This is a genomic window from Pseudarthrobacter equi (genome assembly GCF_900105535.1).
Lineage (GTDB): Bacteria > Actinomycetota > Actinomycetes > Actinomycetales > Micrococcaceae > Arthrobacter > Arthrobacter equi.
In genome coordinates, this window is sequence record NZ_LT629779.1 from 424,880 (window position 1) to 450,359 (window position 25,480).

The following is a 25,480-nucleotide window of genomic DNA, read 5'->3' on the forward strand; positions in this document are numbered from 1 at the left end:
CGGCCCTGGATTTACGGGGGGCGGGGACGGGGAGGGTGGGAAGTGCTCACTTCGTGCTCCGGGTGTTGCGGGTTTCACGGGCGAGATGAGTGCTGACGCACTTTCCGGCCAGCGAACTGGTCGCTGGTCACCACTTCACACATGGGAGAGAGGAGTTCCAGCAGCGCCAGCGTCTGTTGCTGGGCTTGATCGCTGACAGCGGCACAGGCGTCGGAAATTATGGTGACAAACCGTCCGGCGTCCACCGCGCCAAGCGCGGTGGACAGGACACAGCAGTCGGTGGCTACCCCGGTCAGGACGATTTCTGCCCCTTCCGGGATGAGGGCTGCCAGCTGTGGTCCCCATTTGGAAAACGTCGGAGCGTCGAGGACCGTTGCCGTGCCTGAGACATCCATGGTGATGTCCCAGGCGCTGGAATCGGCTGGATATCGCATCTCGTCCCAGCGCTGATAGTAGGCCGCCCAGGCTCCGTGTTCGGTCTCATCGCGGACGAAGCGGGTGAAAACGGTGCTGCCTTCGAATTCCTGGTGAAGGCGTTCGATGACGGGGACGATCTCGTCGTAGCGGGGAACCTGCCATTGCCCCTCGTCCTGGAAGGCTCGCTGCATGTCGATGACGACGAGTGTGGCAGCACCGGGGCGAGGGGCGCCGATCACAGGGTTTGTCCGGCAGGGGTGCGGTCCAGCGTTGCGTGGCCGGAGAGGCGCTGGCGCCTGTGGGTGGCGAAGTAGACGGCGGCCGCGACGGCTGCTCCGACGTAGTAGGAGAGGTCACCGATCTGTGGGAAGGCTGCCGCGATGGGACCGGTGTAGATGGAGGACATCCAAAACGGAGAGGACAGGATTACGCCGGCAGCCCAGGCCACGAAGCCCCATTCGAATTTCCGGGACTTGTCAAAGAGTTCGCGCAGGCCGCGCTCGGTGCGGCGGCCGCCGAACAGGTAGTCGCACACCAGGACGGCGACATAGGGCGCGATCCAGTAGGCGGTCAGGTTCAGGAAGGCAGTGAAGCCCTCGTTGAATCCTGTCTGTCCCCACTGCGCCACGAGGTAGGAGGCCATGCAGATGAAGATGACCGCCGTGTGGCGCTTCACCGGAACACCCATCGTCTGGATCGAGATCGCACCCCCATAGACGTTGAGGAAGTTCTGGGTGAATGAGGACAATGCAACCACCCCGAGGCCGACGGCGGCCCAGGGGCCCATGAGTTCCTTCAAGGCGCCAATGCTGTCGGATGCCGTCGTCGTGGTTCCCAAAAGGGTGCCGAGAATACCCATCCAGACGAGTGTGATGAAGTTCCCGAGCATGGTGGCCCAGCCGGCACCGCGGCGGTTTCCCGGAGTGTTGGGGAGGTACCTGGAGTAGTCGGAGGCGAAAGGCATCCACGCGACGATGAATGAGAAGAACCAGCCGAAGAAGATGATCCAACCACCTACCCCGTCAAAGCCCTTCGCTGCTGGATTAAAGTCGCTCTCAATGCGTCCGTTGGCCGCTGCGACGATGGTGATGAAGATGAAACCGATCACCAGGACAAAGGAAAGAATCCGCTGCAGGAAATGGATCAGGTTGTAACCAATGACAGCCACACCAAGCTGGATGCCCATGAGGATCAGCGATGAAAGCCAGAAAGGAATGTCAGTGAGCAGGGCGATTGCTTGGCCTCCGAGGATGACCGTGACCGCTGCCCATCCGATTCCAGCGAAGACGTTCACGTACGCCACCGGAAACAGGTTGCCGATGAATCCAAGCGGGCCACGGCCTTGCATCTGCTGCGGGACTCCCAGGCGGACTCCCATCTGGGACAGGTAGCCCATTCCTGCCGAAGACGTCACCCCGGCGAGGACGATGGCTAGGGCCGCGGCCCAGAAGGGGAGCCCGAAGTAGGTGGCGCTAAACCCCAGGACCACGATGGGGAAGTTCATTCCGGCGGCGAACCAGAGGAAGAACTGGGAGCGTGGTTTTCCGTGTCGTTCAACGTCGGGAATGTGTTCGATGCCGTAGGGCTCGATTTTGGTGAGGCTGTTGCGGTATCCGCGGTCTTCCGCGACGCTGTTTTCGTCAGCGCGAAGGGTGTCAGGGCTCATCTTGTGTCCTAATGTGGAAAGCGCACCTTCGGTGCGCTGCTTGCGAGCAGGGAGTGTCGGTGCGGCTGGTGCCTGTCGGAGGGTGGTCAGCCGCGCCGGCCTTTAGAGTTCGGCCAGTTCAGCGCCGTCGAAGAACCTTCCGGCCTTGTAGACCATGGGATCCACGTCCGCCACTTCGGCGTGCCGGACCCGGCCGACGAAGATGGTGTGGGTCTTGGCCTGGAAGCGTTCCTTGATTTCCGCTTCGAGGGACGCCGCGGACCCGTCGATGAGCGGCACGCCGTTGGGGCCGGTATGCCATTCCAGATCAGCGAACTTGTCCGGGGTTTTGGACGCAAAGATCTGAACGGTTCCCAGCTGGTCGTTGCTGAGAATGTTGATCCCGAAGTGGGATGACTGGAACAGGGCGGGGTAGGTGGAGGACGTCTTTTGGACGCAGACCAGGACGAGGGGCGGGTCCAGGGAAATCGAGGCATAGGAATTGGCGGCAAGTCCCCTGGGGGTGCCCTCTTCGTCAACGGTGGTCACCACGGTAACGCCGGTGATGAACTGCCGGTTGAACCCCTTCATGATGTCCAGCGGCAGGTTGCCGGACAGGTTGTCGACGACGACGTCGGGGGTACCGTCCTCGAAGGCGGAGCTGAGGGACGGGATGCCCACGTGGGCCAGGAGTTCGACGGCGTCCCAAGTCACCTGCTCGTGGGCGATGCGCCCGTCACGGAGGGTGAGGGCGTTTGATCCGCGGGTTTCCACGACGCGTCCTGTGGGCGGGACGCCCCGGAGCGGCTGGGTGAAGGTCCCGGTGGACTTCCAGAAGATCGCCATGTCATCGCCACTGGCGATGACCTTCTCGATGCGGGTGGTCAGGTCCGGGAAGGCGGCCCGGACATCGAGGATTTCCTGCTGCAGTTCCTTTAGGCCGGACACCTTCCTGGTGCCGGTGCTTTCGCGCTGGTAGTCGGGGGTGACGATGGCGTCGAATGCGGTGACGTCGCCCTCGTCCCACGCTGCTGTCCAGGCGGCCGTTACAGAGTCGTTGATTGTCTGTTGCATGCCACAACGGTAGGACGGAGTGTGATCTGCGTCAATACTTATCTAGAAAGTCAGCTAGATATAAGGAAACGCGATTGACCCTTGACGGCTTTCTTGTATGCAACGTAGGTTTGATGCATGCAAGAAGTCATCCAGTTGCGGAAAGCCGCACAGACGTCCGCCAGCCAGGTCAGCCTTCTGGACAAGCTGCGGAAGTTGGTCCTCAGCGGTGAGTACCCGCCCGGGGCTCCGCTGCCGGAACTGTTCCTGGCCGAGGAATTCGACGTGAGCCGGACCCCGGTACGCGAAGCCCTGAAGCAGCTGGAAAATGAGGGCCTTGTGGAAATCCGGCCCAAAGTGGGAACCTTCGTCCGGATTCCCACACGGCGCGAAATCGTTGAACTCTTCCAGCTGAAGGAGAGCCTCGAGGGCCTGGCCGCCAGCCTCCTCGCCGGGCGCGGCCCGGTACCGGAGATGGACATCCTCAAGCGCAACATCGAGGAGTCCGAGCGGGCGGAACGGAACGCGGACAGCGTTAAGTACGCGGAGCTTGTCCACGAGTTCCACTGGACCATCGTCCGGGGCTCGGACAACTCCAAGCTCGTGGAGCACTACGGGCGCCTCATGAACCAGCTTGCCTACCACCGGATCGTGCTCAAGACCGTTGAGCGTCCCGCCCGCATGCGTGCCTCCATCAGGGAGCACCAGTCGGTGATCGACGCACTCCTGGAAAAGGATCCGGTGGGCGCCGAGCTCGCCATGCGCGGCCATGTCAATGCTTCCAGCCTCGCCGCGGCACGGGGCACGGACGCCGGCACACCAACAGATGCTTAGTGACCGAGAGGAACCCCATGACCGCCATTAGCTCCCCGAAGAAGGGTTGAACTGTGCCTGAAACCGCTTTGTCCCCGGTCGCTGAGGGAACCAGCGCCGCATCAACAGTGGAAGAACTCGCCAGGGAACTCGGTGTCCGCAAGGTCACCGTGCTGACCGAAGAGATCCTGCGGGACGGCTCCGGCGCCCTGCCCACCAGTGTGACCAGGGCTGCCGCTGCCGCCATTGTCCGCAACCCGTGGACCGGATCCGCTGTCTCTACCGACCTTGCACCCGAAACCGAACGCCTCGCTCCCGTGCTCGCCAAAATCCTCACGGACCGTCTTACGGCTGCCCTGGGCGGAGCCGGCGAGATCGAGGCGTTCGGCAAGTCCGCCGTCGTGGGCCTCAAGGGCGAGGTGGAACACGCCGCAGCGCTGATCCACACCCCGTTCTTCGGCAACCTTGTCCGCGAATTCCTCGAAGGCACCTCAATCCTGTCCTTCTCGGACGACCGCGCCGAACCGGGTACCACCATCGCCGTGCCGATGTGGCACAAGGAAGCCGCTTCCACCCGCAGCCACTACCAAACCCTGACACTGAGCCTGAGCGATGCGCCGCACCCCAACGAAATAGTCGTGGTGGCCGCGGCCTCCACGGGTTCGCGTCCGCATCCCCGCATCGGTGACCGCACCACCGATCGCCCCGTAACCGCCGAAATCCTGGAGGGAATCCTGTAATGAAGATCCGCAAAATCGTCACCCTGTCCGAAGAAATCCTTACCGAGGGCGGACGTCCCGTGACCCCCGCCGCCCGCGTGGCCATCGCCGTCGCCGTCGTGGAAAACCCGTGGGCCGGGCAGGGATTCGTCGAGGACCTCACCGCGGGCATCGATGCCACCGCGTCGGACCTCGGCGCCCTCCTCACCCCCAAGGTCATCGAGGCGCTCGGAGCGCCCGTGGAGGCCTACGGCAAGGCAGCCATCGTTGGCATCGAAGGCGAGGTTGAGCACGGCTCGGCACTGATCCACACGCTCAAGTTCGGCGACCACTACCGCAAGGCCGCTTCCGCCACCACGCTGCTGCCCGCCGTCGAGAAGCGTGCCCCCGCAGGCACCGTCTTCGACATTCCGATGAAGCACATCACTGACGCAACCATCCGCTCGCACCACCAGAGCGTCGAGGTCAGGTTGGCCGACGCGCCCCACCCCGACGAAATCCTCATCGCGCTGGCTGCCTCCGCGCAGGGCCGGCCGCAGGAGCGACTGGCACCGCTGTCCACGGAGCAATGAGCCACGTGCCCGAGACTCCCGTTGCCCTCCTGCACGGCGTCGGCCTCGACGCCGGCATGTGGGAGCCGGTCCGGGACGCCCTCAAACGTGACTCCGTGGCCCTTGACCTGCCGGGCCACGGGCAGCAGCCGGCCCTCACAGCACCCACATCACTGGCCGAACTGGCCGAGGACGTGCTGGCACGCCTCCCGCAGCAAAGCCACCTCGTGGGGTTCTCGCTCGGGGCACTGATTGCGCAGTACATCGCCAGGTTCCACCCCGACCGGGTGGCGACCCTGACCTGCGTGAACTCGGTGTGCCGGCGCACGGAGGAGGAATCCCGGGCCGTGATGGCCCGGCTGGCCTCCGCGGAGGATGACTTCCCGGCCACCGTTGAGGCGTCCATTGACCGCTGGTACACCGGGACGTCCGTTCCCAAAAGCGTCGTGGAGGCGACGCGGCGCACCCTGGCGGGGAACGACATCGGCTCCTTCGTTCACGCCTACCGCGTCTTCGCCACCGGGGACGCGATCATCGGACCGGAGCTCGGCAGCATCAGCGTCCCCACCCTCGCGGTCACCGGTGAACTGGACCCCGGATCGACGCCGGACATGACGCACCGCCTCACCGAAGCAATCCCCGGTGCCAAGAGCCTCGTGGTACCGGGCGCACGTCACATGCTGCCGGTCCAGGACGCCGACGTCCTGGCCGGGGCCATCAACGACTTCATCCAAGAATCCGAAGGAGAACGGACATGACACTCCGACTCGACCACTTCATCGGGGGTACCTGGTCGGCTCCCGCCGCCGGGGAATACTTCCCCAGCACCAACCCGGCCACCCTCGAAGTGCTGTACGAAGCCGCGCGGGGAACCGAAGAAGACGTCCGCCGTGCCGTGGCAGCAGCCAAGGAGGCCTTCGGGTCCCCGCTGTGGCGCGACCTCACGGCCACCAAACGCGGACACCTGCTCCGCCGCCTCGGTGACCTCATCGGCGAACACGCCGACGAACTGGCTGAGCTGGAAACCCTGGACAACGGCAAGCTGCTCCGCGAGATGCGCGGCCAGCTCGCCTCCCTGCCCGAGTACCTGTACTACTACGCCGGGCTCGCGGACAAGGTCCAGGGAAGCCAGATCCCCACCAACTCCATCACCATGCTGAACTACACCCAGCGCGAACCGCTCGGCGTTGTCGGTGCCATCACCCCGTGGAATTCACCCCTGACGCTGACCACGTCCAAGCTTGCCCCCGCGCTCGCGGCCGGCAACACCGTGGTCATCAAGCCCAGCGAGTACACGTCCCGGACCATCCTCCGCGTCGCCGAACTCGCCTCCGAGGCAGGGTTCCCGGACGGTGTGGTGAACGTCGTCACCGGTTTTGGCCAGGAAGCCGGCGCCGCGCTGGTCAGCCACCGCGACCTCGCCAAGATCTCCTTCACCGGATCCACCCAGACGGGTGCCCGCATCGCCGCGGAGACGGCGTCGCGCTTCATCGGCTCAACCCTTGAACTCGGCGGCAAGAGCCCCAACATCGTCTTCGGCGACGCGGACATGTCCAACGCCGCCATGGGCGTCATCGCCGGGATCTTCGCGGCCGCAGGCCAGACGTGCATCGCCGGCAGCCGCGTCTTCGCCCACCGCAGCGTGTACGACGAACTCGTGGAGCGCGTCGCCGAACGCGCCGCATCGATCATCATCGGCGACCCCCGCCTGGCCACCACCGAGCTCGGCCCGCTCGCGTTCGGCGCACAGCTGGAAAAGGTGAGCTCCTACGTGGACATCGGCGTCAGCGAAGGTGCCACGGTGCGGACCGGCGGCAAACGCCCGGACATCGAGCTCCCCGGCTACTTCTTCGCACCCACCGTCCTGACCGGCGTCGACAATTCCATGCGCGTGGTGCGCGAAGAGATCTTCGGCCCGGTGGCCGCGATCATGCCGTTCGATTCCGAGGACGAGGTGGTGGGCCTGGCCAATGACACCGAATATGGCCTCGCCGCCGGCATCTGGACGCAGAACCTGGCGCGTGCCCACCGCATGGCACGCCGCCTGGAAGCCGGGACGGTGTGGGTCAACACATACCGCGCCATGTCCCCAATGTCGCCGCGGCAGGGGTTCAAGAACTCCGGCGTGGGCATCGAGCATGGAATTGAATCCATGCACGAATACACCCGGCTCAAGAGCGTCTGGATCAACACGGACGAAGGCCCCGTCTCCGATCCGTTCGTCCTGCGCGGCTGAAAGGAACCCGCAATGCCACTCATCGAAGTTTCCATCGCCCGGGGCCGCAGCCCCGAACAGCTCCGCTCGCTCATCAACGAACTGCACCTCGCAGCGGAGAAGGCGGTTGGCGCGGTACCCGAAAACACCACGGTCATAGTCCGCGAAATCGAGCACGAACACTGGTCCCGCGGCAATCAGACCCTTGCCGAACGCAACGCCGCAGCCCGGTAGCTGCAGCCACTAACCACGCGTGCGGCGGACACCGCCGCAGAACGAAGGAGTTACTCATGCGCTTTTCCCTCTTCGTCCACATGGAGCGCTGGGACGAGTCAGTCTCGCACCAGGAATGCTTCGAGAACCTGACGGAGCTCGCCCTCATCGCCGAGGCCGGCGGCTTCAGCACCGTCTGGATCGGCGAGCACCACTCGATGGAGTACACCATCTCGCCCAGCCCCATGCCGCAGCTGGCCTACCTTGCGGCAAAGACCTCGAAGATCCGCCTCGGCGCCGGAACTATCATTGCGCCCTTCTGGAACCCGCTGCGGGTTGCCGGTGAGTGCGCCCTCCTGGACGTCATCAGCAACGGCCGGGCGGAGGTGGGGCTGGCGCGCGGCGCGTACCAGTTCGAGTTCGACCGCCTGATGGGCGGCATGCCAGCGGTCGACGGCGGCAAGCACCTTCGCGAGCTCGTCCCCGCCGTCCGCGCGCTCTGGGAGGGCGACTACGCGCACGACGGCGAGGTGTGGCAGTTCCCCACGTCCACCAGCGTTCCGAAGCCGATCCAGAAGCCCACCCCGCCCATGTGGATCGCGGCCCGGGACATTTCCTCCCACGAATTCGCCGTCGCCAACGGCTGCAACGTCATGGTGACGCCGCTGATGAAGGGCGACGAGGAAGTGGAGGACCTGGCACGCAAGTTCGACTCCGCCGTCGAAAGCAACCCGGGCGTTCCCCGGCCGGACCTCATGGTGCTGCGCCATACGCACGTCCACCCCGAGGATGAGCCCGATGGCTGGCGCCGCCCGGCCGAAGGCATCAACAAGTTCTACCGCACCTTCGATGCCTGGTTCGGCAACAAGAGCACGCCCACGAACGGTTTCCTGGAGCCCAGCCCCGAGGAAAAGTTCGCCGAGCGGCCGGAATTCACCCCGGAATCCCTGCACAAGACGGCCATGATCGGAACGCCGGAGGAGATCATCGAACGCCTCCGCAAGTATGAGGCACTAGGCGTCACCGAATTCAGCGTCTGGTCCGACAACACCCTGACCCACGAGGAAAAGAAGCGTTCACTCGAGCTCTTCATCCAACACGTGGTGCCGGCGTTCCAGGAGCAGCCCGCAGCGGTTTCCCGCTGATCCTGCCGGGAACAAACGTGAAGGTGCCCCATCAATCCGTGAATACGGGCTGATGGGGCACCTTCTGTAGTTCCAATGTATCGCCTGGGGTGGGGCTTGCGGCAAGGCTCCATGTGGGCCGGATAATCGTTCGCCGGAGGCCGTGGCATCAGCGCGGCCCCTACGGAGGATGGGGAGCACCGGGATGAAGCACCAGGCAGTGATCGTGGGAAGCGGGCCCACCGGGCTCATGCTGGCGGGGGAGCTGGCGCTCGCCGGGGTGGATGTGGCCGTGGTGGAGCGGCGACCCAGCCAGGAGCTTGCCGGCGCACGGGCCGGCGGCCTGCACTCCCGCACCATCGAGGTGCTGGACCAGCGGGGCATTGCGCAGCGGTTCCTCGCCGAAGGGCAGATGGCCCAGGTGGCGGGGTTCGCCGGCACCCGCTTCGACCTCACCGGGTTTCCCACCCGCCACCCGTACGGGCTCGGGCTGTGGCAGGACCATATTGAGCGCATCCTGGCGGGCTGGGTGGGGGAGCTGCCCGTGACCTTCCACCGCGGCACTGAGGTGACAGGCGTCGCGCAGGATGGCACCGGCGTCGTGGTCTCGCTGCCGGATGGCCGGACGCTGCACGCGGACTTCGTTGTGGGGTGCGACGGCGGCCGCAGCCTGGTCCGCAAGGCTGCGGGCATCGAATTTCCCGGCTGGGATCCCACCACCAGTGCGCTGATTGCCGAGGTGGAGATGACCGGGCAGCCGGAGTTCGGCGTCCACAAGAACCCGTTCGGCATCCACTCCTTCGGCCGGCGCGAGTACACCATCCAGGACGGCAAGGTGGTGTACGCGGACAGCGGCCCGGTGGCGGTCATGGTCACCGAGGAGCACGTGGGTGCCGGTGAGCCGGGACTGGCCGATCTCAGCGCGGCCCTCACCGCCGTGTGCGGAACCGACTACGGCGCACACAGCCCCACCTGGATTTCCCGGTTCACGGACGCCACCCGGCAGGCTGCCACCTACCGCAAGGGGCGGATCCTGCTGGCCGGCGATGCGGCGCACATCCATGCGCCCGACGGCGGCCAGGGCCTGAACATCGGCGTCCAGGATGCCGTGAACCTGGGCTGGAAGCTGGCGCAGGTGCTTCACGGGACTTCGCCGGAAAGCCTCCTGGACACGTACCACGAGGAGCGCCATCCCGTGGCCGCGCGGGTCCTGCGCAACACCATGGCCCAGAGTGCACTCCGCCGCCCGGACCCCCGGATCACCGCCGCGGGCGAGGTGATGGCCGAGCTGCTGGGGATGGAGGAGCCGCGCCGCCGGTTCGCCGGGATGCAGTCGGGCCTGGACGTGCATTACGACCTCGGCGAAGGCCACCCGCTGCTGGGCCGCCGGATGCCGGACCTGGACCTGGAGACTCCGGCCGGACCCCTGCGGACGTACTCGCTATTGCACACAGCACGCCCGGTCCTGCTGAACCTCGGGGCCGCCGGCGCCTTTGACTCCACGCCCCTGCCGCCGGCGGTCCAGCTGGTGGACGCACGCTTCAGGGGCGAGTGGGAGCTGCCGGTCCTCGGAACTGTCGCCGCGCCGTCGGCCGTCCTGGTCCGCCCCGACGGCTACGTGGCGTGGGTGGGGGAGGGCGCTGCTGAGGGCCTCGCCGAGGCGCTCCGCACCTGGTTCGGGCCTTCGGCGGCGCGGTAGCGTCACGCCGGGCACGCTTTTGGGGGACGGCCGACGGCGGAGGGCCGGGTTTCCGGGGTTTCCCCTCCGATGGCGAGGCGAAAGCGTGCCGTGCGTGACGCCGTCGTACTTCTTGCGGCGGCGTCACTCTGCTCAGTAGACCGAGCCCTCTAGCAGCTCGGAAAGGCGGCCGGCGGCGCGGCGGAGTTCGGGGACACCGGCTTTCAGTGTGGCCTCGCTGGCTGCCTCCACCGGGCTGGTCAGTGAGATGGATTCGCTGGGCCTGCCGGTCCGGTTCTGGACGGCCATGGCCACCGAGAGGACGCCGGTGGCCCGCTCATCCGCCGAGTAGGCGTAGTCGGTCCCGGGTTCGGGGAGGCGTCCGCGCAGGACCTCTGCGGTCAGGTCCGCGTCTTCCTGGCCGGACGCTACCGCCGCCGTGACCACCTGCTGAAGTTCGTCGTCCGAGGCCGATGCCAGCAGGATTTTCCCTGCGGCGCCGAGTGTCAGCGGCAGCCGCTTGCCCAGCGGAAGGTCGTAGCGCAGCGGCGCCTCGCCGTCCACGCGCGCCACCAGGATGCGCTCGAAGCCCAGCCGGGAATACAACGACGCCGTCAGCCCGGTCTGCGAGGCCACCTGCTGCAGGATGGGGCGTGCCGCGACCACGAGGGGATCGTTTTCCAGGAAGCTGCGGGCGGCCGGCAGGACGGCGGGGCCGATCCGGTAGGACTTGTCCGTCTGGCTCACCATCCCGAAATCCTGCAGCACCCGCAGGATCCGCAGGGTGGTGGGCAGGCTCATGCCGCAGTTCCGGGCCAGGTCGCTGAGCCGCTGCGGCCGTTCTGCCCGCTGCAGTTCCGCAAAGACCTCCAGGGCCCTTGAGAGGGAGCGCATGTTCGAGGACTTGGGGCCCTCTTCTGCCGGCCCGGCCGGGGTGGAAGTCGTCGTCGCCATTCTTCCATTCTATGTAAGTTCCTTGCGCTTGACAGTCTCTGTGTCTCCTGTCACTATTTCTCAGTACGCAATATAGTTTCAGTCTGTGAAATACAATGACGCGCAGTGAAAAGGAATCCCATGACAACGGAGTCAGTCACGACCAACCCCTGGCGTGAAGGCACAACCCGGGTGGCCCCTTCCGTGCTGGCAGGAATCGGCGCCTTCGCGGCCGTCGGTGTGTATGTCCTCGTCAGCTCCATCAGCCTCGGGCTGTGGACATCCCTCGGCCCGGGTCCGGGCCTCTTCCCCTTTGCCATGGGCGCCGTCCTCGCCGCCATGGCCCTCCTCTGGCTGCTCCAGGAACTCCGCAACCCCAGCGAAACGGCAGCCGGCGTTGACCGCGGACTGGTGATCGCCGTCGTCGCCAGCCTCGTGATCCTCGCAGCCGTCATGGACATGCTCGGATTCCAGCTGAGCATGTTCGCGTTCCTGCTGTACCACCTGAAAATTCGCGGGCGCAGGACCTGGGTGTCCTCGCTGATCATCGCGGTGGCCGGAAGCTTCGGGGCGTTCTACGCCTTCAACTACGGCCTCAACGTCGCACTGCCGGTGTCCGCCCTTCCCTTCCTGAACGCGATCGGACTCTAGACGTGGATACCCTCAACGGCGCCCCGCTGTACGTCGCCTGCGGCATCGCGGACGTGGATCCGCTCAAGACCTTCCTCCGCCTCCTGACCCACTACGCCCTGCCGCTGCTGGGCATCGGCGTCCTGATCATCCTCGGCATCCTGCCGATCTAGGGAACATTCCATGCATACCTTCCGAAGGGCCATCGAAGTCCTCTTCGTCCTCACCCTGGCTGTACTGCTGGCCGGCGGGATCGTCTTCGTCCTCGGCCAGGCGATCGGCCTCGTGGCGGGGCAGGGCCAGTGGCTCACGGCGCTCAACGACACCATCAAGACACCCATCTGCATCGCCGCCTCCGTCTGCGCCGTGGCAGGGTTCCTGCTCAGCTACAAACGCCGGCAGCCACAGGAGCAGCCGCAAAAGGCCGGGGCCCGATGAATTCCACTGACGGCATATATCCCGGCTTCGACGCGTTGCTGCAGCGGGAGGGCCGCCTGGCCGGAACCTCCTGGGGCCTGTTCCCGCACCCAACCCGCGGGACGCCGTCGTTCGTCACCCCCGAGGTGCTGCTCAATGCCCGTGAGTGCATACGCACCGGCACCGTCTTCGGCCTCGACTACCCCGCCGACGCGTTCCACCCCGGAATGTCGCTGAAGCGCGGCGCACCCAAGCACACCATCTACTCCTCCCACCCGGCCCACCGCGACGACTTCCTGGACGGCTACTACCTCCAGGGGTCCAGCCAGGTGGACGGCCTCCGGCACCGCCGCGCGGACGACGTGGGGTTCTACAACGGCACTCCCGATCACCGCGTGGTGGAGGGAACCCCGGACCTGGGCATCCAGGAATGGGCGGACGAACCGATCGTAGGCCGCGCAGTCCTGGTGGATCTTGACGGTTACCGCGCCGCCTGCGGCACCCCGATCGACCATGCAGCAGGGGAGCCGCTGGGCCTCGACCTCATCCAGGCAGCCCTCGAAGCGCAGGAAGTTACTCTCCACCAGGGGGACATTTTGCTGCTGCACACGGGCTGGTGCGAATGGTTCCTGGACCTGCCGACGGCGGGAAAGCGGCAGGTGCGCGACAGCAGGAAGGCCACGGGCATCGCCCAGTCGCAGGAGTTCGTGGCGTGGGCTTGGGACCAGCGCCTGGCACTGCTCGCAGCGGACAACTTCGCCTTGGAATGCCTGCCGGCGGTTCCGGACAGCCCGTACCGGGGCTCGGCCCCCAACGACAACGGCATGATGCACCAGCAACTCCTTGCCAAGCTCGGCATGCCACTCGGCGAGCTGTGGCGCCTCGGCCCGCTGGCGCGGCACATGCGCAGCGCGGGCCGGTGGGATGCGTTCATCAGCATCAAACCGCTGAACATCACCGGTGGAACAGGATCGCCGGCCAACGCCACGGCCATGTTGTGAGCGTCACCTCCGCGGTGAACTGACCAGCTGCCCGGTCCGCCCCGGCATTCGCCGCCCCCGTCCGGCGAGCCAGATCGCCGTGGCATTGGCCGCGACGATCAGGGTGATGCCCAGCCATTCGTGAAGGACCAGCACCTGGCCCAGCACCACCGTTCCGGAGAGCGCCGCGAGGATGGGGTTGATGCTCATGAACACCCCGAAGAAACCGGCAGGAACGAAGCGGAGGGCGATCAGGTCGGCAGCGTAGGGGACCACCGAGCACAGGATTCCGGCCGCGGAGGCATACATCAGGGCTTGTCCGGTGAAGCGGCCGCTGGCGAGCAGGTGGACGGCCACCGGAACGTAAAGCGCCAGTGAAACCAGGCTGGCGGCCGCCGGGGCCTGCAGGCCGGGGAGCCGTTGACCGGCCACACGGTTCAGCAGGATGTAGGCCGCCCAACCCGCCGCGCCGCCCAGGCCAATGAGTATCCCCGCCAGGTCGCTGGCGGGCCCGGGCATCACCAGGACGTATACGCCCGCGCCGGCGCCGATCCCGCACAGCAGGTCCCAGCGGCTCCGCGAGGACAGCAGCGCCACCGCCAGCGGGCCCAGGAATTCCAGCGTGACCGCCAGCCCCAGCCCGATCCGGTCAATGGCCACATACAGGCAGATGTTCATCGCGGCCGTGGCCACGCCCAGCAGGAGGACCGGCCACCACTGCCGCCACGTAAAGCGGTGGAACGGTGGCCGCGCAGCAGGAAGCAGCACGGCCGCGGCCACGAGCTGGCGCACTGCCACCACCCCGGCGGGTCCGATCACCGGGAAGGCATGCGCGCCGATTCCGGCGCCCAGCTGGTTGCTGAGCCCCGCCCCGGTCATGGTCAGCAGGCCACGAACCAACGACGACGGCGGCCCGCCCCGGGTGCGCGTCGCACTGCGGGTCTTCCCCGCGCCATGCAGCAATGAAGCGTCCATCCCCACAGTGTCCGGCCGCGGCAGGTGCCACAAGAAATGCATTTGCCGGGCCTTCTATACGATGAGCGTATGAATGTTGAGCTGCGCTATCTCCGCGCTCTCGTCGCCGTCGTGGACGCCGAAACCTTCACGGACGCCGCCATCGAACTGGGGACCTCGCAGGCCGCGGTCTCCCGGTCCGTCGCGGCGCTGGAACAGGCCCTGGGGCTCCGCATCCTGCAGCGGACCACACGCAGCTTCACCCCGACGCCTGTGGGCGAGCGGATCATTGCCCATGCCCGCAGCGTCCTCGACGAACTGGCCCTGTTGGAGCGGGAGGCCCGGGACCACGGCAGCGAACTGCGGGTGAGCTACGCCTGGTCCGCGCTGGGCCGCCGCACCATTGCGCTGCAGCGCCAGTGGGAGGAGCTCCATCCGGAGGTATCCCTGGTGTGGGTCCAGTCCAGTGCCCCGTCCGGCGGCCTCGCCGACGGGTCAGCCGATATCGCCGTGCTGCGCCGCTCCGCTGCCGATGCCCGCTTTACGTCGACGCCGATCGGAACCGAAGCGCGGTACGCCGCGGTGGCCAGCGGCGATCCCCTCTCCCGCAGGCGGTTCCTGCGGATGGCCTACTTCTCGGACCGGACCATCGCCGTCGACCGCCGCACCGGAACCACCAGTGAAGAGCTCTGGCCGGAGGGTTCCCGCCCTGCCGGGTTCCGGCTGGTCCAGGGCGTGGACGAGTGGCTGACGCTGATTTCCACGGGGAAGGCGCTGGGGATGTCGTCCGAGGCAACGGCCGCGCAGAATCCGCGCCCGGGCATCGCCTACCGCCCGGTGCGCGACGCCCCGCGGATTGAGGTTTTCCTGGCCTTTTGGCGGGACGATCCTTCGCCCGCGGTGGCTGATTTCATCCGCCTGGCGCAAGAGGCCTACGAGCTGGGATAGCGCTTGCCCATTGACGTAATGCTGGTCACGTCCTAAGATTGTGAATCGATTCAAAGCGCCGGTGATGCCGGTTCTTTGCCAATGGAGTCGAAGGACAAGCACATGAGCACTACCCACAGCAGCGCCGTTAACACCTGCGCCGTCAGCACCAGCGGGGCGGCCGGGGCCGGACCACGGGATCCGAGGAAGGCCGCGATGAGCGGCTGGATCGGAAGCGCCCTGGAGTACTACGACTTTGCGCTGTACTCGCTGGCCGCGACCCTGGTTTTCCCCACCATCTTCTTCCCGTCTGAAAACCCCACCGTCGGCATCATCGCCTCGCTGGCCACCTACGCGGTGGGCTATGTGTCCCGGCCCATCGGCGCCGTGGTCCTTGGTGCCTACGGCGACCGGAAGGGCCGCAAGAGCGTGCTGGTCTTCGCGATGCTGCTCATGGGTTTCGCCACCTTCGCCGTGGGGCTCCTCCCCACCTACGGGCAGGTGGGCCTCCTGGCTCCGGCCCTGCTGGTGGTCCTCCGCCTGATCCAGGGCTTCGCCGTGGCCGGTGAACTGGGCGGTGCCAGTGCAATGATCGTGGAGCACTCGCCGGATTCCAGGCGCGGCTTCTTCGCCAGCTTCAGCCTGCAGGGCACCCAGGTGGGCTCCATCCTGGCCACCGCCGTTTTGCTCCCGCTCTCCGCAGCGCTCCCGGCGGACCAGTTCGCGTCCTGGGGTTGGCGCATTCCGTTCCTGCTGAGCGCCGTGGTGATCCTTGCCGGCTACTTCATCCGCCGCCGGGTCCAGGAGCCGCCTGCCTACGCTGCGAAGTCCGGGGAAGCTGCGCAGAAGCAGCGCTTCCCGCTGGTGGAACTCCTGCGCACCCGGCCCGGCGCCATGGTCCGCTGCATCCTGATGACTTTCGCGAATGTCATCGGCATGGCCACCCTGATCTTCGGCGTCTCCTACGCCACCCAGAAGGGCTACGGCAACGGGTTCTCCAGCAGCGAGTTCCTGTGGGTCACGCTGGTGGCCAACATCGCCGCCGTCGTCACCATTCCGCTCTTCGGCGCGCTGTCCGACCGGATTGGCCGGCGCACGCTGATGGCAGGCGGCGGACTCCTGGGCGGCGTGATGGTGGGCGGATACCTCTGGGCGATCGAACAGGGCAGCCTGCCGCTGGTGTTCGTCTCCGTGGTGATCGTTCAGGGCATCTTCTTCCAGATGTGGAACGCCACCTTCGCCACGTTCTTCCAGGAACAGTTCCCCATGCGGATCCGCGTCACCGGTTTTGCCGTCTCGCAGAACATCGGCCTGATGATCGCGTCCTTCTTCCCGAGCATATTCACTGCCATTGCCCCTCCGGGCACCGCCAACGTCCCCTTCACCATCGGGCTGACCACCTTTGTCATCTGCCTGGTGGCCACCGTGGCCACCCTGATGTCCTCGGACACCAAGGGCAAGTCGCTGGAGGACCTGGAGGCGCACAAGGCCTGACCAGCCGGCGGCGCTGGGCCAGGCACGAAGGAGGGGACAGCAAGAGCTGTCCCCTCCTTCTGCGTGCTGCACACCGGCTCCGCCGTCTCCCGCACCCAGGATCGCCCGCGTGATGTGGCCCCCAAAAGCTGCTTTGCATAGTTGTATACAAGTATGCTGGGAGCCGGAGGTCCCACCCATGCCAGCAATTCCCGCCCGGAACACGGGCGCCCACGTCGTTTACGCCGAGCTGAAGCGGCGCATCCTCAGCCTTGACCTGAAACCCGGTGAGCGCATCTACGAACCGGCAATGGCCACCGAGCTGCAGGTGAGCCGGACGCCGCTGCGCGAAGCCATCCGCCGCCTGATTTCCGAGAACCTCTTGGAGCAGCAACCCACCGGGGGCGTGGTGGTCCCGGTGCTGGACGAGGGAGAGATTTCGGAGCTGTACGAGGTCCGCGCGGCCGTCGAGTCCCTCATGGCGCGGAACGCCTGCCTGAAAGCGACACCCGCGGACCTCGACGAACTTGACGGAATCCTGGCACGGAACGCCGCGCTGGTGGAGTTTGCTGACGACGCCATGGAGCAGGGGATGGCCCTGCACGCCCGGATCGCCCGGATCGCCGGCAATTCCTGGGCCGGGCGGTTCCACGACCAGGTCTCCAGCCAGATGGAGCGCTACCGGCACTACACCAACAGCACCCAGAGGCGGCGGGACCAGGCGCTGGCGCAGCACCGGGCACTGGTTGAAGCGATCGCCGCCGGCGACCCGGACCAGGCAGCCAAGGTGGCCTTCGACCATGTCATGGGCGCACGCGACGCCGCCGTCCGGGCCATCTCCGGAAAGAACGGAGCCGGATCGTGATCGGTGAACTCGGCCGGCGCTCGGCCACCGCCCTGCTCCTGCACTCAGCCCTGATCCAGGCCGTCACGTTCCTGGTGCGGCCCGCCGCCACCTACCGCGCGCTGGAGCTGGACGTTCCAGGCTTCGCACTGGGACTCCTGGCCGCGAGCTACGCCGTCTTTCCCCTGCTCCTCGCCGTTCCCACGGGCGGCCTGGTGGACCGCCTGGGTGAGCGCCGGCTCATGGCGATCGGGTCCGGCGTCGTGCTCGCCTGCTCCGCGTTCCTGCTGTTCTGGGGTTCATCCATCACCGCCCTGGTCATTGGCACCGCCTTCCTGGGCGCCGGCCAGCTGGCCTGCGTGGTGGGGCAGCAGGCGGTGGTGGCGAACAACGCCGCGGCCAGCCGGATGGACTCTGCATTCGGGTACCTGACGTTCGCCGCCTCGCTGGGCCAGGCCCTGGGCCCGCTGGCGATTTCCCTGGTGGGCGGCAACTCGGTCCAGCCGGACACCCACATGATCTTCCTCCTCGCAGTCTGCATGAGCGCGGTCCTTTTCGGCGCCACCTTCATCGTCTCGGCCGAGGTCAGCGGCGGCCGAAGGAAAGCCGGCGACACCAGTGCAGCCAAGGGCAGCGCCCTCTCACTCCTCAAAACCCCCGGCGTCGTGCGCGCACTGGCCACCAGCGCCACCGTCCTCGCCGTGGTTGACCTGACCATGGTCTACCTCCCCGCACTCGGAACGGACCGCGGCCTCACCGCGGCCACGGTCGGCGCGATGCTTACGGTCCGCGCCGTGTTCTCCATGGTGTCCAGGCTCCTGCTGGGCAGGGTCTCGCGGAGGATCGGGCGCATGCGGCTTCTGGTCACCAGTCTGGCGTTGTCCACTGCCGCCCTGGCCGCCGCGGCGATTCCCATGCCCGCCTGGCTGCTGTTCGTGGTGATGGCAGTGCTGGGGCTGGGCCTTGGCATCGGCCAGCCGCTCACCATGTCATGGCTGTCCGCGCAGGCGCCGGCGGGGCAGCGCGGCCGGGCGCTCGCCCTCCGCCTCGCCGGGAACCGCGTGGGCCAGGTGGTGCTGCCGAGTGCCATCGGCGTGGTCGCGGCAGGCCTTGGGGCCGCAGGGGTGTTCCTCGCCTCCGCGGTGGTGGTGGGCGGAACCATGGTGCTGCTCCGCGGGGTGAAGCTGGACTGACCTGCGCGCGCCGCAGTCACGCCTCGCGCGCTTGGCGATGAACGCACGACGGCGCCCCCCACACAAAGGTCCGCCCGGTGCTAAATCACCGGCCGGACCTTTTGTGCCCTCTTGGGAATGCCGGCCAAGATCAGCCGGTGTGGTTGGACAGTGCCACCAGGACGCCGGCCACCGCAAAGTACTTGTTGCTGCCCAGGTCCCGGATCGTCTTGATGCCCATGCCGGCAAGGAGTTCGGCGTGTTTTTCCGTCAGGCCGGCAAGGGCCGACGGCGGCGCATTCAGGATTTCCTCGAGGGACAGGTTTTCGAACTCTTTGTCGAGTTTCTTGCCAAGCTCAATTGAAACGGCCATTGTCATCCTTTGCTTGAACAAATCGATGCAGTCACTATCCGGCCAATCCTGCTGCCGGATCCGGGACGGGAAAACCCCGCCCGTGGTCGCTACGGTAGTGCACGATGTCGGGCCCCGGAAGAGCCCGGGACCCAACATCGTTCAGCTAAGAAGCTGAGGACGCGGTGTTGTACGCCTGCTGGATCACTGAACCCCAGTACGGGCCGTACATCTTGGTGGAGTTGGTGCCGTAGCCGTAGCTGTTGACCGAGTTCTGGTAACCGCTGGAGCTGGTGCCGATGAACCACGGTCCGCCTGAGGAGCCGCCGGTCATGTTGCAGGGAATTCCCTGGGTGTTGAACTCGGGGCTGTAGGGATCGTTGGTGGCGGTGCCGGAGCAGCTCTTCAGTGATTCGCCATTGAACGGTGAGGCCGCCGGGTAGCCGAAGGCCTTGTAGGCGAGGCCTCGTGCGGCGTTGAAGCTGACGCCGGAGGCCCCGACGACGTCGGCCAGGTTACGGCCGTTGAGCTGGCTCATCACGGCAAAGCCTGTGTCGTACTGCATGCTGCCGGACGAGCTCCACTGGGTGGGGGCGTACAGCGCCTTGGCAGTCCACTTGCCATAGGGTGCGGCGCCATTCAGGTAGGCAGGAACGAACGTGAACTTGGTGGCGAAGGCTCCGGGGCCCTCGTTGAGGCAGTGGCCGGCGGTGGAGACGGTGTTGCGGTTGGTGGACGCCACCGAGTTGGCCGAGCAGACGTAGTTCGTGCCGCCGAGGGTGAAGAACACCTTGCCGATGTGGGACACCGGGGATTCGCTGGCGTTGGCCTTGGTCTGGATCTGGGGTGCGTTGCCCTGGATCTTGGCCTCCGGGCCCTTGGCCTGTTCCGGGAGGACTGCCGGGTTGGCCTTCTGCCGGTCCACTGCCTTCTTCGCGAGGACGTCAGCGGGGATGGCCGAGCGCATGCGTTCCGGCGTCCAGTAATCGGCTCCGCTGGTGTCGGTGACGGCCGCGCTGCTGACGCCGGCAACATCCTTGTTGTCCGGCGATGCGGGCGCTGCCGTTGCCTGGCCGGCTGAGCAGAAGGCGAACAGTGCTGCGGTGGTGAGGCTCATGAGGCTTGTGGCCAGAGTCCTGGTTGATGTCATAGCTGTCCTCGGTAGGTTCGGGTGAAGCGGACCCGATGGGTGGTCCGCTGGAGAGAACTTATACCGGTATGACAAACTTGTAAATAAGATTCTTCAATCAGTTAATTACTCAACAAGGTTGTAATAATCGCAGGGAGGCTTATGGCAGCCTGGACGGACGGAGGACGCTGGCTTCGCCGGCTTTGGACGGGTCCAGCGGCACCGGGCTGACCAGGACGGCCGGCCCGCGGTGGAGCAGGCCGCCGGATACGGCCCGGCAGCGGATGCCGCCGCGCCCCCGCATGGCCGGATGCGCCCCGGGGGCCAGCATCTGGTTCATCCACGCGCAGGGCTGCGCGTGCCGGCCGCCAAAGAGGGACACCGAGGATCCGCCTGATTCCAGCCTGAAGTCCTGTCCCAGCAGGGGCGGCAGCTGGGCCCCGCGGAGCACCACGTTCCGCCGCGTCAGCAGGGGATTGAACGGTGCAGCCCCCAGCTCGGCCGCGATGGCCTCCAGGGATTCGACGGCGAACAGGGTCACCGCGGCGTCCATGTGGGCGGCCTTGCCAAAGAACCTGTCACCCACAATGCCCTTGCCGGCCACCACCTCGGCGACGTCCGCATCGGAGGTGGGAACGTCCGCGGCGCCGTCCCGGGCCCGGCCGAAGTAGGCGTGCGCGGGGGACACCAGCAGGTGGAGGATCTCTACGTCGTACCGGTAACTTTCGCCCATGCCCCTACCGTAAGCCCGCGTTCCGCCGAAACCGGGTGCTCGATGAAATGAGTGGAATGATCAGGAACCATGGACTCCTCTTCCCCCGCCGCTACAGCCATCGCGCGTCCGAGGCGCCGTACCGCGATCTACTGGGTGTCGGCGGCCTGCGCTGCCGCCCTCATCGCGGTTCCGGCCTGGATGCTGGTGGCGAACCCGGCTGTCCTGGGCGGGCACCCGCTGCTGCCCGGCCTGCTGATCGCGGCCGCCGTCGTCGGCGTGGCCTGGGCGGTCCTCCTCTGGCGGCGGCGGGACACGCCCCGTCCCCGGTCGCTGGTACGGGCCATCCGCGCCTGGGCCGGGCGGATCGCGGTCCTGGCGCTGGTGGCGGCGCTGGCCTGGCTCAACCCCTTCGCCTACCAGCCCGGCGCGGCAGCCGAGGCCGGCCCCAAGTCGGACCTGATCGTCACCGAAACGAACACCACCATCACCATGACGCCCGACGGCGGCCGGGCACCTTCCGGCGGGCTGGTCTTCTACCCGGGCGCGCGGGTGGACGCACGGGCCTACCAGGACATCCTGGCCCCGGCCGTCGGCGCAGGGTTCCGGGTGGTCATCCTGAAGGAGCCGCTGGGCCTCAGCCTGCTGGATGCCAACCAGGCCCGTAGCGCCATGGAAGCGAACCCGGACATCACCACCTGGGCGGTGGGCGGCCACTCGCTGGGCGGAGTGGCGGCGTCGTCCTTCGCGCTAAATAACGACGACGTCAGCGGCCTGACGCTCTACGCCTCCTACCCGCTGGACTCGCTCCGCGGCCGGTCAGGGCTGCAGGTCCTGTCCGTTTCCGGGACCAAGGACGGCCTCAGTACCCCGGCGAAGATCGATGCCTCCCTGGAGCTCCTGCCCGCCGACGCCGAGTTCGCCGCCATCCAGGGCGGCGTGCACGCCTTCTTCGGCGACTACGGTGCGCAGCCCGGCGACGGCGACCCCGGCATCAGCCGTGAGGCTGCGCAGGAACAGATCGCCGCCGCCACGGTCGAATTCCTCGGACGGCTCCAGGGACCCGGACGGCTCTAGGCTCCGACGTACGCTGCCAGGTGCTGCCCGGTGAGCGTGGACCGCGCCGCCACCAGCTCAGCCGGCGTGCCCTCGAACACCACCGTGCCGCCGTCGTGCCCTGCGCCGGGCCCGATGTCGATGATCCAGTCCGCGTGCGCCATGACCGCCTGGTGGTGCTCGATCACGATCACCGACTTCCCGGACTTCACCAGCCGGTCCAACAGGCCCAGGAGCTGCTCCACGTCGGCCAGGTGCAGGCCGGTGGTGGGCTCGTCCAGGATGTAGACGTCGCCCTTCTCGGCCATCTGCGTGGCCAGCTTCAGCCGCTGGCGCTCGCCGCCGGACAGGGTGGTGAGCGGCTGGCCCAGGGTGATGTAGCCCAGGCCCACGTCCGCGAGCCGCTCCAGGATCTTGTGCGCCGCCGGGGTCTTGGCCTCACCCTCGGCAAAGTACTGCAGCGCGGCGTCCACGGACATGTCGAACACGTCGGCGATGCTGCTGCCGCCCAGCGTGTACTCCAGCACGGCGGCCTGGAAGCGGCGGCCCTCGCAGTCCTCGCAGGTGGACTCCACCGTGGCCATCACGCCGAGCTCGGTGAAGATCACGCCGGCGCCGTTGCAGGTGGGGCAGGCGCCCTCGGAGTTGGCGCTAAAGAGGGCCGGCTTCACGCCGTTGGCCTTGGCGAACGCCTTGCGCACCGGCTCCAGGAGCCCGGTGTAGGTGGCAGGGTTGCTGCGCCGTGAGCCCTTGATGGCGCCCTGGTCAATGACCAGCACGCCCTCGCGCTTGGCCAGCGAGCCGTGGATCAGCGAGCTCTTGCCGGATCCGGCCACGCCCGTCACCACACACAGCACGCCCAGCGGCACGTCGATGTCCACGTTCCTGAGGTTGTTCGTGGCGGCGCCCCGCACCTCCAGCGACCCCGTGGCGGCACGGACCGCATCCTTGATCCGGGCGCGGTCGTCCAGGTGCCGTCCGGTGACGGTGTCGCTGGAACGCAGCCCGTCGACGTCGCCCTCGTAGACAATCTCGCCGCCGCCGGTGCCGGCCAGGGGGCCGAGGTCGACGACGTGGTCCGCGATGGCGATCGTCTCCGGTTTGTGCTCCACCACCAGGACGGTGTTTCCCTTGTCCCGCAGCTGCAGCAGGAGGTTGTTCATCCGCTCGATGTCGTGCGGGTGCAGGCCGATGGTGGGCTCGTCGAAGACGTAGGTGACGTCGGTGAGTGAGGAGCCCAGGTGGCGGATCATCTTGGTGCGCTGCGCCTCGCCGCCGGAAAGCGTGCCGGCCGGCCGGTCCAGGGACAGGTAGCCGAGGCCAATCTCGGTGAAGGAGTCCAGCAGGTCCCGGAGCCCGGTGAGCAGCGGCCGGACGGAGGGTTCGTCCACGTCCCGCACCCATTCGGCGAGGTCGCTGATCTGCATGGTGCACAGGTCCGCGATGCTCTTGCCCTTGATCTTGGATCCCAGGGCCTCCGGGGTGAGGCGGGTGCCCTTGCACTCGGGGCAGACGGCGAATGTGACGGCGCGTTCCACGAAGCGGCGCACGTGCGGCTGCATGGCCTCCACGTCCTTGGACAGCATGGACTTCTGGATCTTGGGGATGATGCCCTCGAATGTGAGGTTCACGCCCTCCACCTTGATCTTGGTGGGTTCGGCGAACAGCATCGTGTCCAGCTGCTTCGCCGTGAACTTGGCGATCGGCTTGTCCATCGGCAGGCCCATGCCCTCGAACAGCCGGCCGTACCAGCCGTCCATCGAGTAGCCGGGAACGGTCAGGGCACCTTCGGCGAGGGTCTTGGAATCGTCGTACAGCGCGGTCCGGTCGATGTCGCTGACGTTGCCCATACCTTCGCAGCGGGGGCACATGCCGCCCAGGTAGGTGGCCTGCTGGACGATGCTCTTTTCCACCCGGCCGCCTTTCTCGGTGCTCATCACGCCGCTGGCCTTGCGGGTGGGCACGTTGAAGGAGAACGCGGTGGGCGGGCCGACGTACGGCTGGCCCAGGCGGCTGTACAGGATCCGCAGCATGGCGTTGGCGTCGGTGGCGGTGCCCACGGTGGAGCGCGGGTTGGCGCCCATCCGTTCCTGGTCCACGATGATCGCGGTGGTCAGCCCCTCCAGCCGGTCCACGTCCGGGCGGGCCAGGCTGGGCATGAAGCCCTGGACGAACGCGCTGTAGGTTTCGTTGATCATCCGCTGCGACTCGGCGGCGATGGTGGCGAACACCAGCGAGCTCTTACCGGAACCGGACACCCCGGTGAAGACTGTCAGCCGGCGCTTGGGCAGCTCCAGGCTGACGTCCTTGAGGTTGTTCTCCCGTGCGCCCTGGACGCTGATCAGGTCGTGGCTGTCGGCGACGTGCGCTGCTGCCGCCCGGTTGTCGGTGCCGGTATCCGTGCTCATCGAGCCTCCATCTCGTTGGGCGGCGCTGAAGGGAGGCTGCGCGGGCAGCCTCCCTTCGCCGTCATTGGTCATCAGCCTACGGCTGCTGGTTGATGCGGACGGTGTTTCCGGCGGGGTCGCGGAAGGCGCAGTCCCGGATGCCGTAGGGCTGGTCGATGGGTTCCTGGACCACGTCGGCCCCGCTCGCCTCCACCTTGGCGAACGCGGCGTCCACGTCGGGGGAGGAGAGGACGATGGTGGCGTAGGTGCCCTTGGCCATCATCTCGGCGATGGTGCGGCGTTCGTCCTCGGTTATGCCGGGGTCCACGGCCGGCGGGTGCAGGACGATGGAGACGTCCTTCTGGCCGGCGGGGCCCACGGTGATCCAGCGCATGGTGCCGCGGCCCACGTCGTTGCGGATTTCGAAGCCGAGCGCGTCGCGGTAGAAGGCCAGTGAGGCGTCGGGATCGGTGGCGGGAAGGAAGGTTGAGGAAATGTTGATGTCCATGGAAGTCATGCTAGTAACGCCTCAACCGCTGGCGCTTCTCGATTCCTGACCGGTCTGGTGACCTGTTTTTCGACGCATGCGGGGATGCCCGCCGTGGAGCGTTCCGCCTGCTGTTTGTAGACGCTGGGAGGCATGCCCACGAGTTCGCTGAAGCGGGTGCTGAAGGTGCCCAGCGAGGAGCAGCCGACGGCGAAGCACACCTCGGTGACGCTCAGGTCGCCTTTGCGCAGCAGTGCCATGGCGCGTTCGATGCGCCGGGTCATGAGGTAGCTGTAGGGCGATTCACCGTAGGCGAGCTTGAAGCGGCGGCTGAAATGGCCGGCGGACATGTGGACGTCCTTGGCGAGTGATTCGACGTCGAGCGGCTGCGCGTATTCCCGGTCCATCCGGTCCTTGACGCGCCTCAGCCCGGTGAGTTCGCGGAGGTACGGATCGACGGGTGCGGAGGTCACTCTCAGATGGTGCTACGCGGCACCGATGTTGTCCATAGCCGGGGCCCCGCCGGGGTGGCAAATTGGCCCTCCGGAGCGGTATATGATTATCCCGCTGGCCAGCATGAGGTCCTCGCCCGAACAGGG

Annotated in this window: 27 protein-coding genes and 1 pseudogene; 17 read left to right on the forward strand and 11 right to left on the reverse strand. The window is 66.9% G+C overall.

What is annotated here, in order from left to right; all coding sequences use genetic code 11:
• Positions 1-74: 74 nt before the first annotated feature.
• From BLT71_RS01850 to BLT71_RS01860, 3 genes are all read right to left on the reverse strand, one after another.
• Positions 75-656 (reverse strand): cysteine hydrolase family protein, encoded by a 582-nt coding sequence (locus tag BLT71_RS01850; protein ID WP_197676727.1) that lies wholly within the window; start codon positions 654-656, stop codon positions 75-77.
• Complete coding sequence (locus BLT71_RS01855; protein ID WP_091717060.1) at positions 653-2,083, reverse strand: purine-cytosine permease family protein; 1,431 nt, start codon at positions 2,081-2,083, stop codon at positions 653-655. The genes BLT71_RS01850 and BLT71_RS01855 overlap by 4 nt, the downstream gene beginning before the upstream one ends.
• Positions 2,084-2,185: 102 nt before the next feature.
• Positions 2,186-3,136 (reverse strand): flavin reductase, encoded by a 951-nt coding sequence (locus tag BLT71_RS01860; protein ID WP_091717062.1) that lies wholly within the window; start codon positions 3,134-3,136, stop codon positions 2,186-2,188.
• 117 nt (positions 3,137-3,253) lie between these two features.
• Here BLT71_RS01860 and BLT71_RS01865 point away from each other — a divergent pair, with 117 nt between their 5' ends.
• The 8 genes from BLT71_RS01865 (at position 3,254) to BLT71_RS01900 (ending at position 10,449) form a co-directional block, all read left to right on the forward strand.
• A complete protein-coding gene (locus BLT71_RS01865) occupies positions 3,254-3,949 on the forward strand; it encodes a GntR family transcriptional regulator (protein ID WP_091717064.1) in 696 nt (231 codons plus the stop codon).
• 53 nt (positions 3,950-4,002) lie between these two features.
• Complete coding sequence (locus BLT71_RS01870) at positions 4,003-4,668, forward strand: amino acid synthesis family protein (RefSeq protein ID WP_091717066.1); 666 nt, start codon at positions 4,003-4,005, stop codon at positions 4,666-4,668.
• Entirely contained in the window at positions 4,668-5,219 is a 552-nt protein-coding gene (locus tag BLT71_RS01875) for an amino acid synthesis family protein (protein WP_091717068.1), read from the forward strand. The genes BLT71_RS01870 and BLT71_RS01875 overlap by 1 nt, the downstream gene beginning before the upstream one ends.
• Positions 5,216-5,956, forward strand: coding sequence for an alpha/beta fold hydrolase (locus tag BLT71_RS01880; protein WP_091717070.1), 741 nt, complete (start codon positions 5,216-5,218; stop codon positions 5,954-5,956). The genes BLT71_RS01875 and BLT71_RS01880 overlap by 4 nt, the downstream gene beginning before the upstream one ends.
• Positions 5,953-7,434, forward strand: a complete 1,482-nt coding sequence (locus BLT71_RS01885) for an aldehyde dehydrogenase (RefSeq protein ID WP_091717072.1) — start codon at positions 5,953-5,955, stop codon at positions 7,432-7,434. Before BLT71_RS01880 ends, BLT71_RS01885 begins: the two co-directional genes overlap by 4 nt.
• Before the next feature lie 12 nt (positions 7,435-7,446).
• The gene (locus BLT71_RS01890; protein WP_091717073.1) at positions 7,447-7,647 is read left to right on the forward strand and encodes a tautomerase family protein; all 201 of its coding nucleotides are present in this window, start codon (positions 7,447-7,449) and stop codon (positions 7,645-7,647) included.
• Between the two features lie 56 nt (positions 7,648-7,703).
• Entirely contained in the window at positions 7,704-8,771 is a 1,068-nt protein-coding gene (locus BLT71_RS01895) for an LLM class flavin-dependent oxidoreductase (RefSeq protein WP_091717075.1), read from the forward strand.
• Between the two features lie 184 nt (positions 8,772-8,955).
• A complete protein-coding gene (locus BLT71_RS01900; protein WP_091717077.1) occupies positions 8,956-10,449 on the forward strand; it encodes an FAD-dependent monooxygenase in 1,494 nt (497 codons plus the stop codon).
• 132 nt (positions 10,450-10,581) lie between these two features.
• Here BLT71_RS01900 and BLT71_RS01905 read toward each other — a convergent pair whose 3' ends face one another.
• Positions 10,582-11,382 carry an IclR family transcriptional regulator gene (locus BLT71_RS01905; protein ID WP_091717079.1) on the reverse strand — a complete coding sequence of 267 codons (801 nt, stop codon included), beginning with the start codon at positions 11,380-11,382 and terminating at the stop codon, positions 10,582-10,584.
• A 120-nt stretch (positions 11,383-11,502) separates the two neighbouring features.
• Here BLT71_RS01905 and BLT71_RS01910 point away from each other — a divergent pair, with 120 nt between their 5' ends.
• The 4 genes and pseudogenes from BLT71_RS01910 to BLT71_RS01920 all read left to right on the forward strand — a co-directional run bounded on the left by BLT71_RS01910 (position 11,503) and on the right by BLT71_RS01920 (position 13,409).
• Positions 11,503-12,012: a tripartite tricarboxylate transporter TctB family protein gene (locus BLT71_RS01910; RefSeq protein ID WP_091717081.1), complete on the forward strand. Its 510-nt coding sequence runs from the start codon at positions 11,503-11,505 to the stop codon at positions 12,010-12,012.
• Positions 12,013-12,029: 17 nt separating this feature from the next.
• Positions 12,030-12,164, forward strand: a pseudogene (locus tag BLT71_RS20275) (TRAP transporter large permease subunit); the annotation flags it as partial.
• A 10-nt stretch (positions 12,165-12,174) separates the two neighbouring features.
• Complete coding sequence (locus tag BLT71_RS01915; RefSeq protein ID WP_091717083.1) at positions 12,175-12,429, forward strand: hypothetical protein; 255 nt, start codon at positions 12,175-12,177, stop codon at positions 12,427-12,429.
• On the forward strand, positions 12,426-13,409 hold the full coding sequence (locus BLT71_RS01920; protein WP_091717085.1) for a cyclase family protein: 984 nt from the start codon (positions 12,426-12,428) through the stop codon (positions 13,407-13,409). The genes BLT71_RS01915 and BLT71_RS01920 overlap by 4 nt, the downstream gene beginning before the upstream one ends.
• Before the next feature lie 3 nt (positions 13,410-13,412).
• On the opposite strand, the gene BLT71_RS01925 is transcribed toward BLT71_RS01920, so the two are convergent.
• Positions 13,413-14,363: an EamA family transporter gene (locus BLT71_RS01925; RefSeq protein ID WP_231994411.1), complete on the reverse strand. Its 951-nt coding sequence runs from the start codon at positions 14,361-14,363 to the stop codon at positions 13,413-13,415.
• Between the two features lie 69 nt (positions 14,364-14,432).
• Here BLT71_RS01925 and BLT71_RS01930 point away from each other — a divergent pair, with 69 nt between their 5' ends.
• The 4 genes from BLT71_RS01930 to BLT71_RS01945 all read left to right on the forward strand — a co-directional run bounded on the left by BLT71_RS01930 (position 14,433) and on the right by BLT71_RS01945 (position 18,779).
• Positions 14,433-15,290, forward strand: a complete 858-nt coding sequence (locus BLT71_RS01930) for a LysR family transcriptional regulator (RefSeq protein ID WP_091717089.1) — start codon at positions 14,433-14,435, stop codon at positions 15,288-15,290.
• A 102-nt stretch (positions 15,291-15,392) separates the two neighbouring features.
• Positions 15,393-16,763 (forward strand): MFS transporter, encoded by a 1,371-nt coding sequence (locus tag BLT71_RS01935; protein WP_091717091.1) that lies wholly within the window; start codon positions 15,393-15,395, stop codon positions 16,761-16,763.
• A 178-nt stretch (positions 16,764-16,941) separates the two neighbouring features.
• Positions 16,942-17,607, forward strand: coding sequence for a GntR family transcriptional regulator (locus BLT71_RS01940; RefSeq protein ID WP_091717093.1), 666 nt, complete (start codon positions 16,942-16,944; stop codon positions 17,605-17,607).
• A complete protein-coding gene (locus BLT71_RS01945; protein WP_091717095.1) occupies positions 17,604-18,779 on the forward strand; it encodes an MFS transporter in 1,176 nt (391 codons plus the stop codon). Before BLT71_RS01940 ends, BLT71_RS01945 begins: the two co-directional genes overlap by 4 nt.
• 130 nt (positions 18,780-18,909) lie before the next feature.
• Here the strand turns inward: BLT71_RS01945 and BLT71_RS01950 are convergent, their stop codons facing one another.
• The 3 genes from BLT71_RS01950 to BLT71_RS01960 all read right to left on the reverse strand — a co-directional run bounded on the left by BLT71_RS01950 (position 18,910) and on the right by BLT71_RS01960 (position 20,972).
• Positions 18,910-19,131 (reverse strand): hypothetical protein, encoded by a 222-nt coding sequence (locus BLT71_RS01950; RefSeq protein ID WP_091717098.1) that lies wholly within the window; start codon positions 19,129-19,131, stop codon positions 18,910-18,912.
• Between the two features lie 145 nt (positions 19,132-19,276).
• Positions 19,277-20,260, reverse strand: a complete 984-nt coding sequence (locus tag BLT71_RS01955) for a trypsin-like serine peptidase (protein ID WP_091717100.1) — start codon at positions 20,258-20,260, stop codon at positions 19,277-19,279.
• A 139-nt stretch (positions 20,261-20,399) separates the two neighbouring features.
• Positions 20,400-20,972, reverse strand: coding sequence for an MOSC domain-containing protein (locus BLT71_RS01960; protein WP_091717101.1), 573 nt, complete (start codon positions 20,970-20,972; stop codon positions 20,400-20,402).
• Positions 20,973-21,041: 69 nt separating this feature from the next.
• Here BLT71_RS01960 and BLT71_RS01965 point away from each other — a divergent pair, with 69 nt between their 5' ends.
• Complete coding sequence (locus tag BLT71_RS01965; RefSeq protein WP_091717103.1) at positions 21,042-22,028, forward strand: alpha/beta hydrolase; 987 nt, start codon at positions 21,042-21,044, stop codon at positions 22,026-22,028.
• On the opposite strand, the gene BLT71_RS01970 is transcribed toward BLT71_RS01965, so the two are convergent.
• The 3 genes from BLT71_RS01970 to BLT71_RS01980 all read right to left on the reverse strand — a co-directional run bounded on the left by BLT71_RS01970 (position 22,025) and on the right by BLT71_RS01980 (position 25,354).
• Positions 22,025-24,415: an ATP-binding cassette domain-containing protein gene (locus BLT71_RS01970; RefSeq protein ID WP_091717105.1), complete on the reverse strand. Its 2,391-nt coding sequence runs from the start codon at positions 24,413-24,415 to the stop codon at positions 22,025-22,027. The two genes, BLT71_RS01965 and BLT71_RS01970, sit on opposite strands and share 4 nt — an antisense overlap.
• 76 nt (positions 24,416-24,491) lie before the next feature.
• On the reverse strand, positions 24,492-24,911 hold the full coding sequence (locus tag BLT71_RS01975) for a VOC family protein (RefSeq protein WP_091717107.1): 420 nt from the start codon (positions 24,909-24,911) through the stop codon (positions 24,492-24,494).
• The gene (locus tag BLT71_RS01980) at positions 24,908-25,354 is read right to left on the reverse strand and encodes a helix-turn-helix transcriptional regulator (protein WP_091717109.1); all 447 of its coding nucleotides are present in this window, start codon (positions 25,352-25,354) and stop codon (positions 24,908-24,910) included. The genes BLT71_RS01975 and BLT71_RS01980 overlap by 4 nt, the downstream gene beginning before the upstream one ends.
• Positions 25,355-25,480 lie beyond the last annotated feature (126 nt).

What these genes read in the sequence shown, in the direction of transcription:
- BLT71_RS01890 (WP_091717073.1), top strand. Translation starts at nt 7,447, where the DNA reads ATGCCACTCATCGAAGTTTCCATCGCCCGGGGCCGCAGCCCCGAACAG.
- BLT71_RS01970 (WP_091717105.1), bottom strand. Translation starts at nt 24,415, where the DNA reads ATGAGCACGGATACCGGCACCGACAACCGGGCGGCAGCAGCGCACGTC.
- BLT71_RS01940 (WP_091717093.1), top strand. Translation starts at nt 16,942, where the DNA reads ATGCCAGCAATTCCCGCCCGGAACACGGGCGCCCACGTCGTTTACGCC.
- BLT71_RS01960 (WP_091717101.1), bottom strand. Translation starts at nt 20,972, where the DNA reads ATGGGCGAAAGTTACCGGTACGACGTAGAGATCCTCCACCTGCTGGTG.
- BLT71_RS01915 (WP_091717083.1), top strand. Translation starts at nt 12,175, where the DNA reads ATGCATACCTTCCGAAGGGCCATCGAAGTCCTCTTCGTCCTCACCCTG.
- BLT71_RS01925 (WP_231994411.1), bottom strand. Translation starts at nt 14,363, where the DNA reads ATGGACGCTTCATTGCTGCATGGCGCGGGGAAGACCCGCAGTGCGACG.
- BLT71_RS01885 (WP_091717072.1), top strand. Translation starts at nt 5,953, where the DNA reads ATGACACTCCGACTCGACCACTTCATCGGGGGTACCTGGTCGGCTCCC.
- BLT71_RS01900 (WP_091717077.1), top strand. Translation starts at nt 8,956, where the DNA reads ATGAAGCACCAGGCAGTGATCGTGGGAAGCGGGCCCACCGGGCTCATG.
- BLT71_RS01930 (WP_091717089.1), top strand. Translation starts at nt 14,433, where the DNA reads ATGAATGTTGAGCTGCGCTATCTCCGCGCTCTCGTCGCCGTCGTGGAC.
- BLT71_RS01905 (WP_091717079.1), bottom strand. Translation starts at nt 11,382, where the DNA reads ATGGCGACGACGACTTCCACCCCGGCCGGGCCGGCAGAAGAGGGCCCC.
- BLT71_RS01860 (WP_091717062.1), bottom strand. Translation starts at nt 3,136, where the DNA reads ATGCAACAGACAATCAACGACTCTGTAACGGCCGCCTGGACAGCAGCG.
- BLT71_RS01895 (WP_091717075.1), top strand. Translation starts at nt 7,704, where the DNA reads ATGCGCTTTTCCCTCTTCGTCCACATGGAGCGCTGGGACGAGTCAGTC.
- BLT71_RS01950 (WP_091717098.1), bottom strand. Translation starts at nt 19,131, where the DNA reads ATGGCCGTTTCAATTGAGCTTGGCAAGAAACTCGACAAAGAGTTCGAA.
- BLT71_RS01865 (WP_091717064.1), top strand. Translation starts at nt 3,254, where the DNA reads ATGCAAGAAGTCATCCAGTTGCGGAAAGCCGCACAGACGTCCGCCAGC.
- BLT71_RS01880 (WP_091717070.1), top strand. Translation starts at nt 5,216, where the DNA reads ATGAGCCACGTGCCCGAGACTCCCGTTGCCCTCCTGCACGGCGTCGGC.
- BLT71_RS01935 (WP_091717091.1), top strand. Translation starts at nt 15,393, where the DNA reads ATGAGCACTACCCACAGCAGCGCCGTTAACACCTGCGCCGTCAGCACC.
- BLT71_RS01910 (WP_091717081.1), top strand. Translation starts at nt 11,503, where the DNA reads ATGACAACGGAGTCAGTCACGACCAACCCCTGGCGTGAAGGCACAACC.
- BLT71_RS01855 (WP_091717060.1), bottom strand. Translation starts at nt 2,083, where the DNA reads ATGAGCCCTGACACCCTTCGCGCTGACGAAAACAGCGTCGCGGAAGAC.
- BLT71_RS01955 (WP_091717100.1), bottom strand. Translation starts at nt 20,260, where the DNA reads ATGACATCAACCAGGACTCTGGCCACAAGCCTCATGAGCCTCACCACC.
- BLT71_RS01920 (WP_091717085.1), top strand. Translation starts at nt 12,426, where the DNA reads ATGAATTCCACTGACGGCATATATCCCGGCTTCGACGCGTTGCTGCAG.
- BLT71_RS01875 (WP_091717068.1), top strand. Translation starts at nt 4,668, where the DNA reads ATGAAGATCCGCAAAATCGTCACCCTGTCCGAAGAAATCCTTACCGAG.
- BLT71_RS01965 (WP_091717103.1), top strand. Translation starts at nt 21,042, where the DNA reads ATGGACTCCTCTTCCCCCGCCGCTACAGCCATCGCGCGTCCGAGGCGC.
- BLT71_RS01975 (WP_091717107.1), bottom strand. Translation starts at nt 24,911, where the DNA reads ATGACTTCCATGGACATCAACATTTCCTCAACCTTCCTTCCCGCCACC.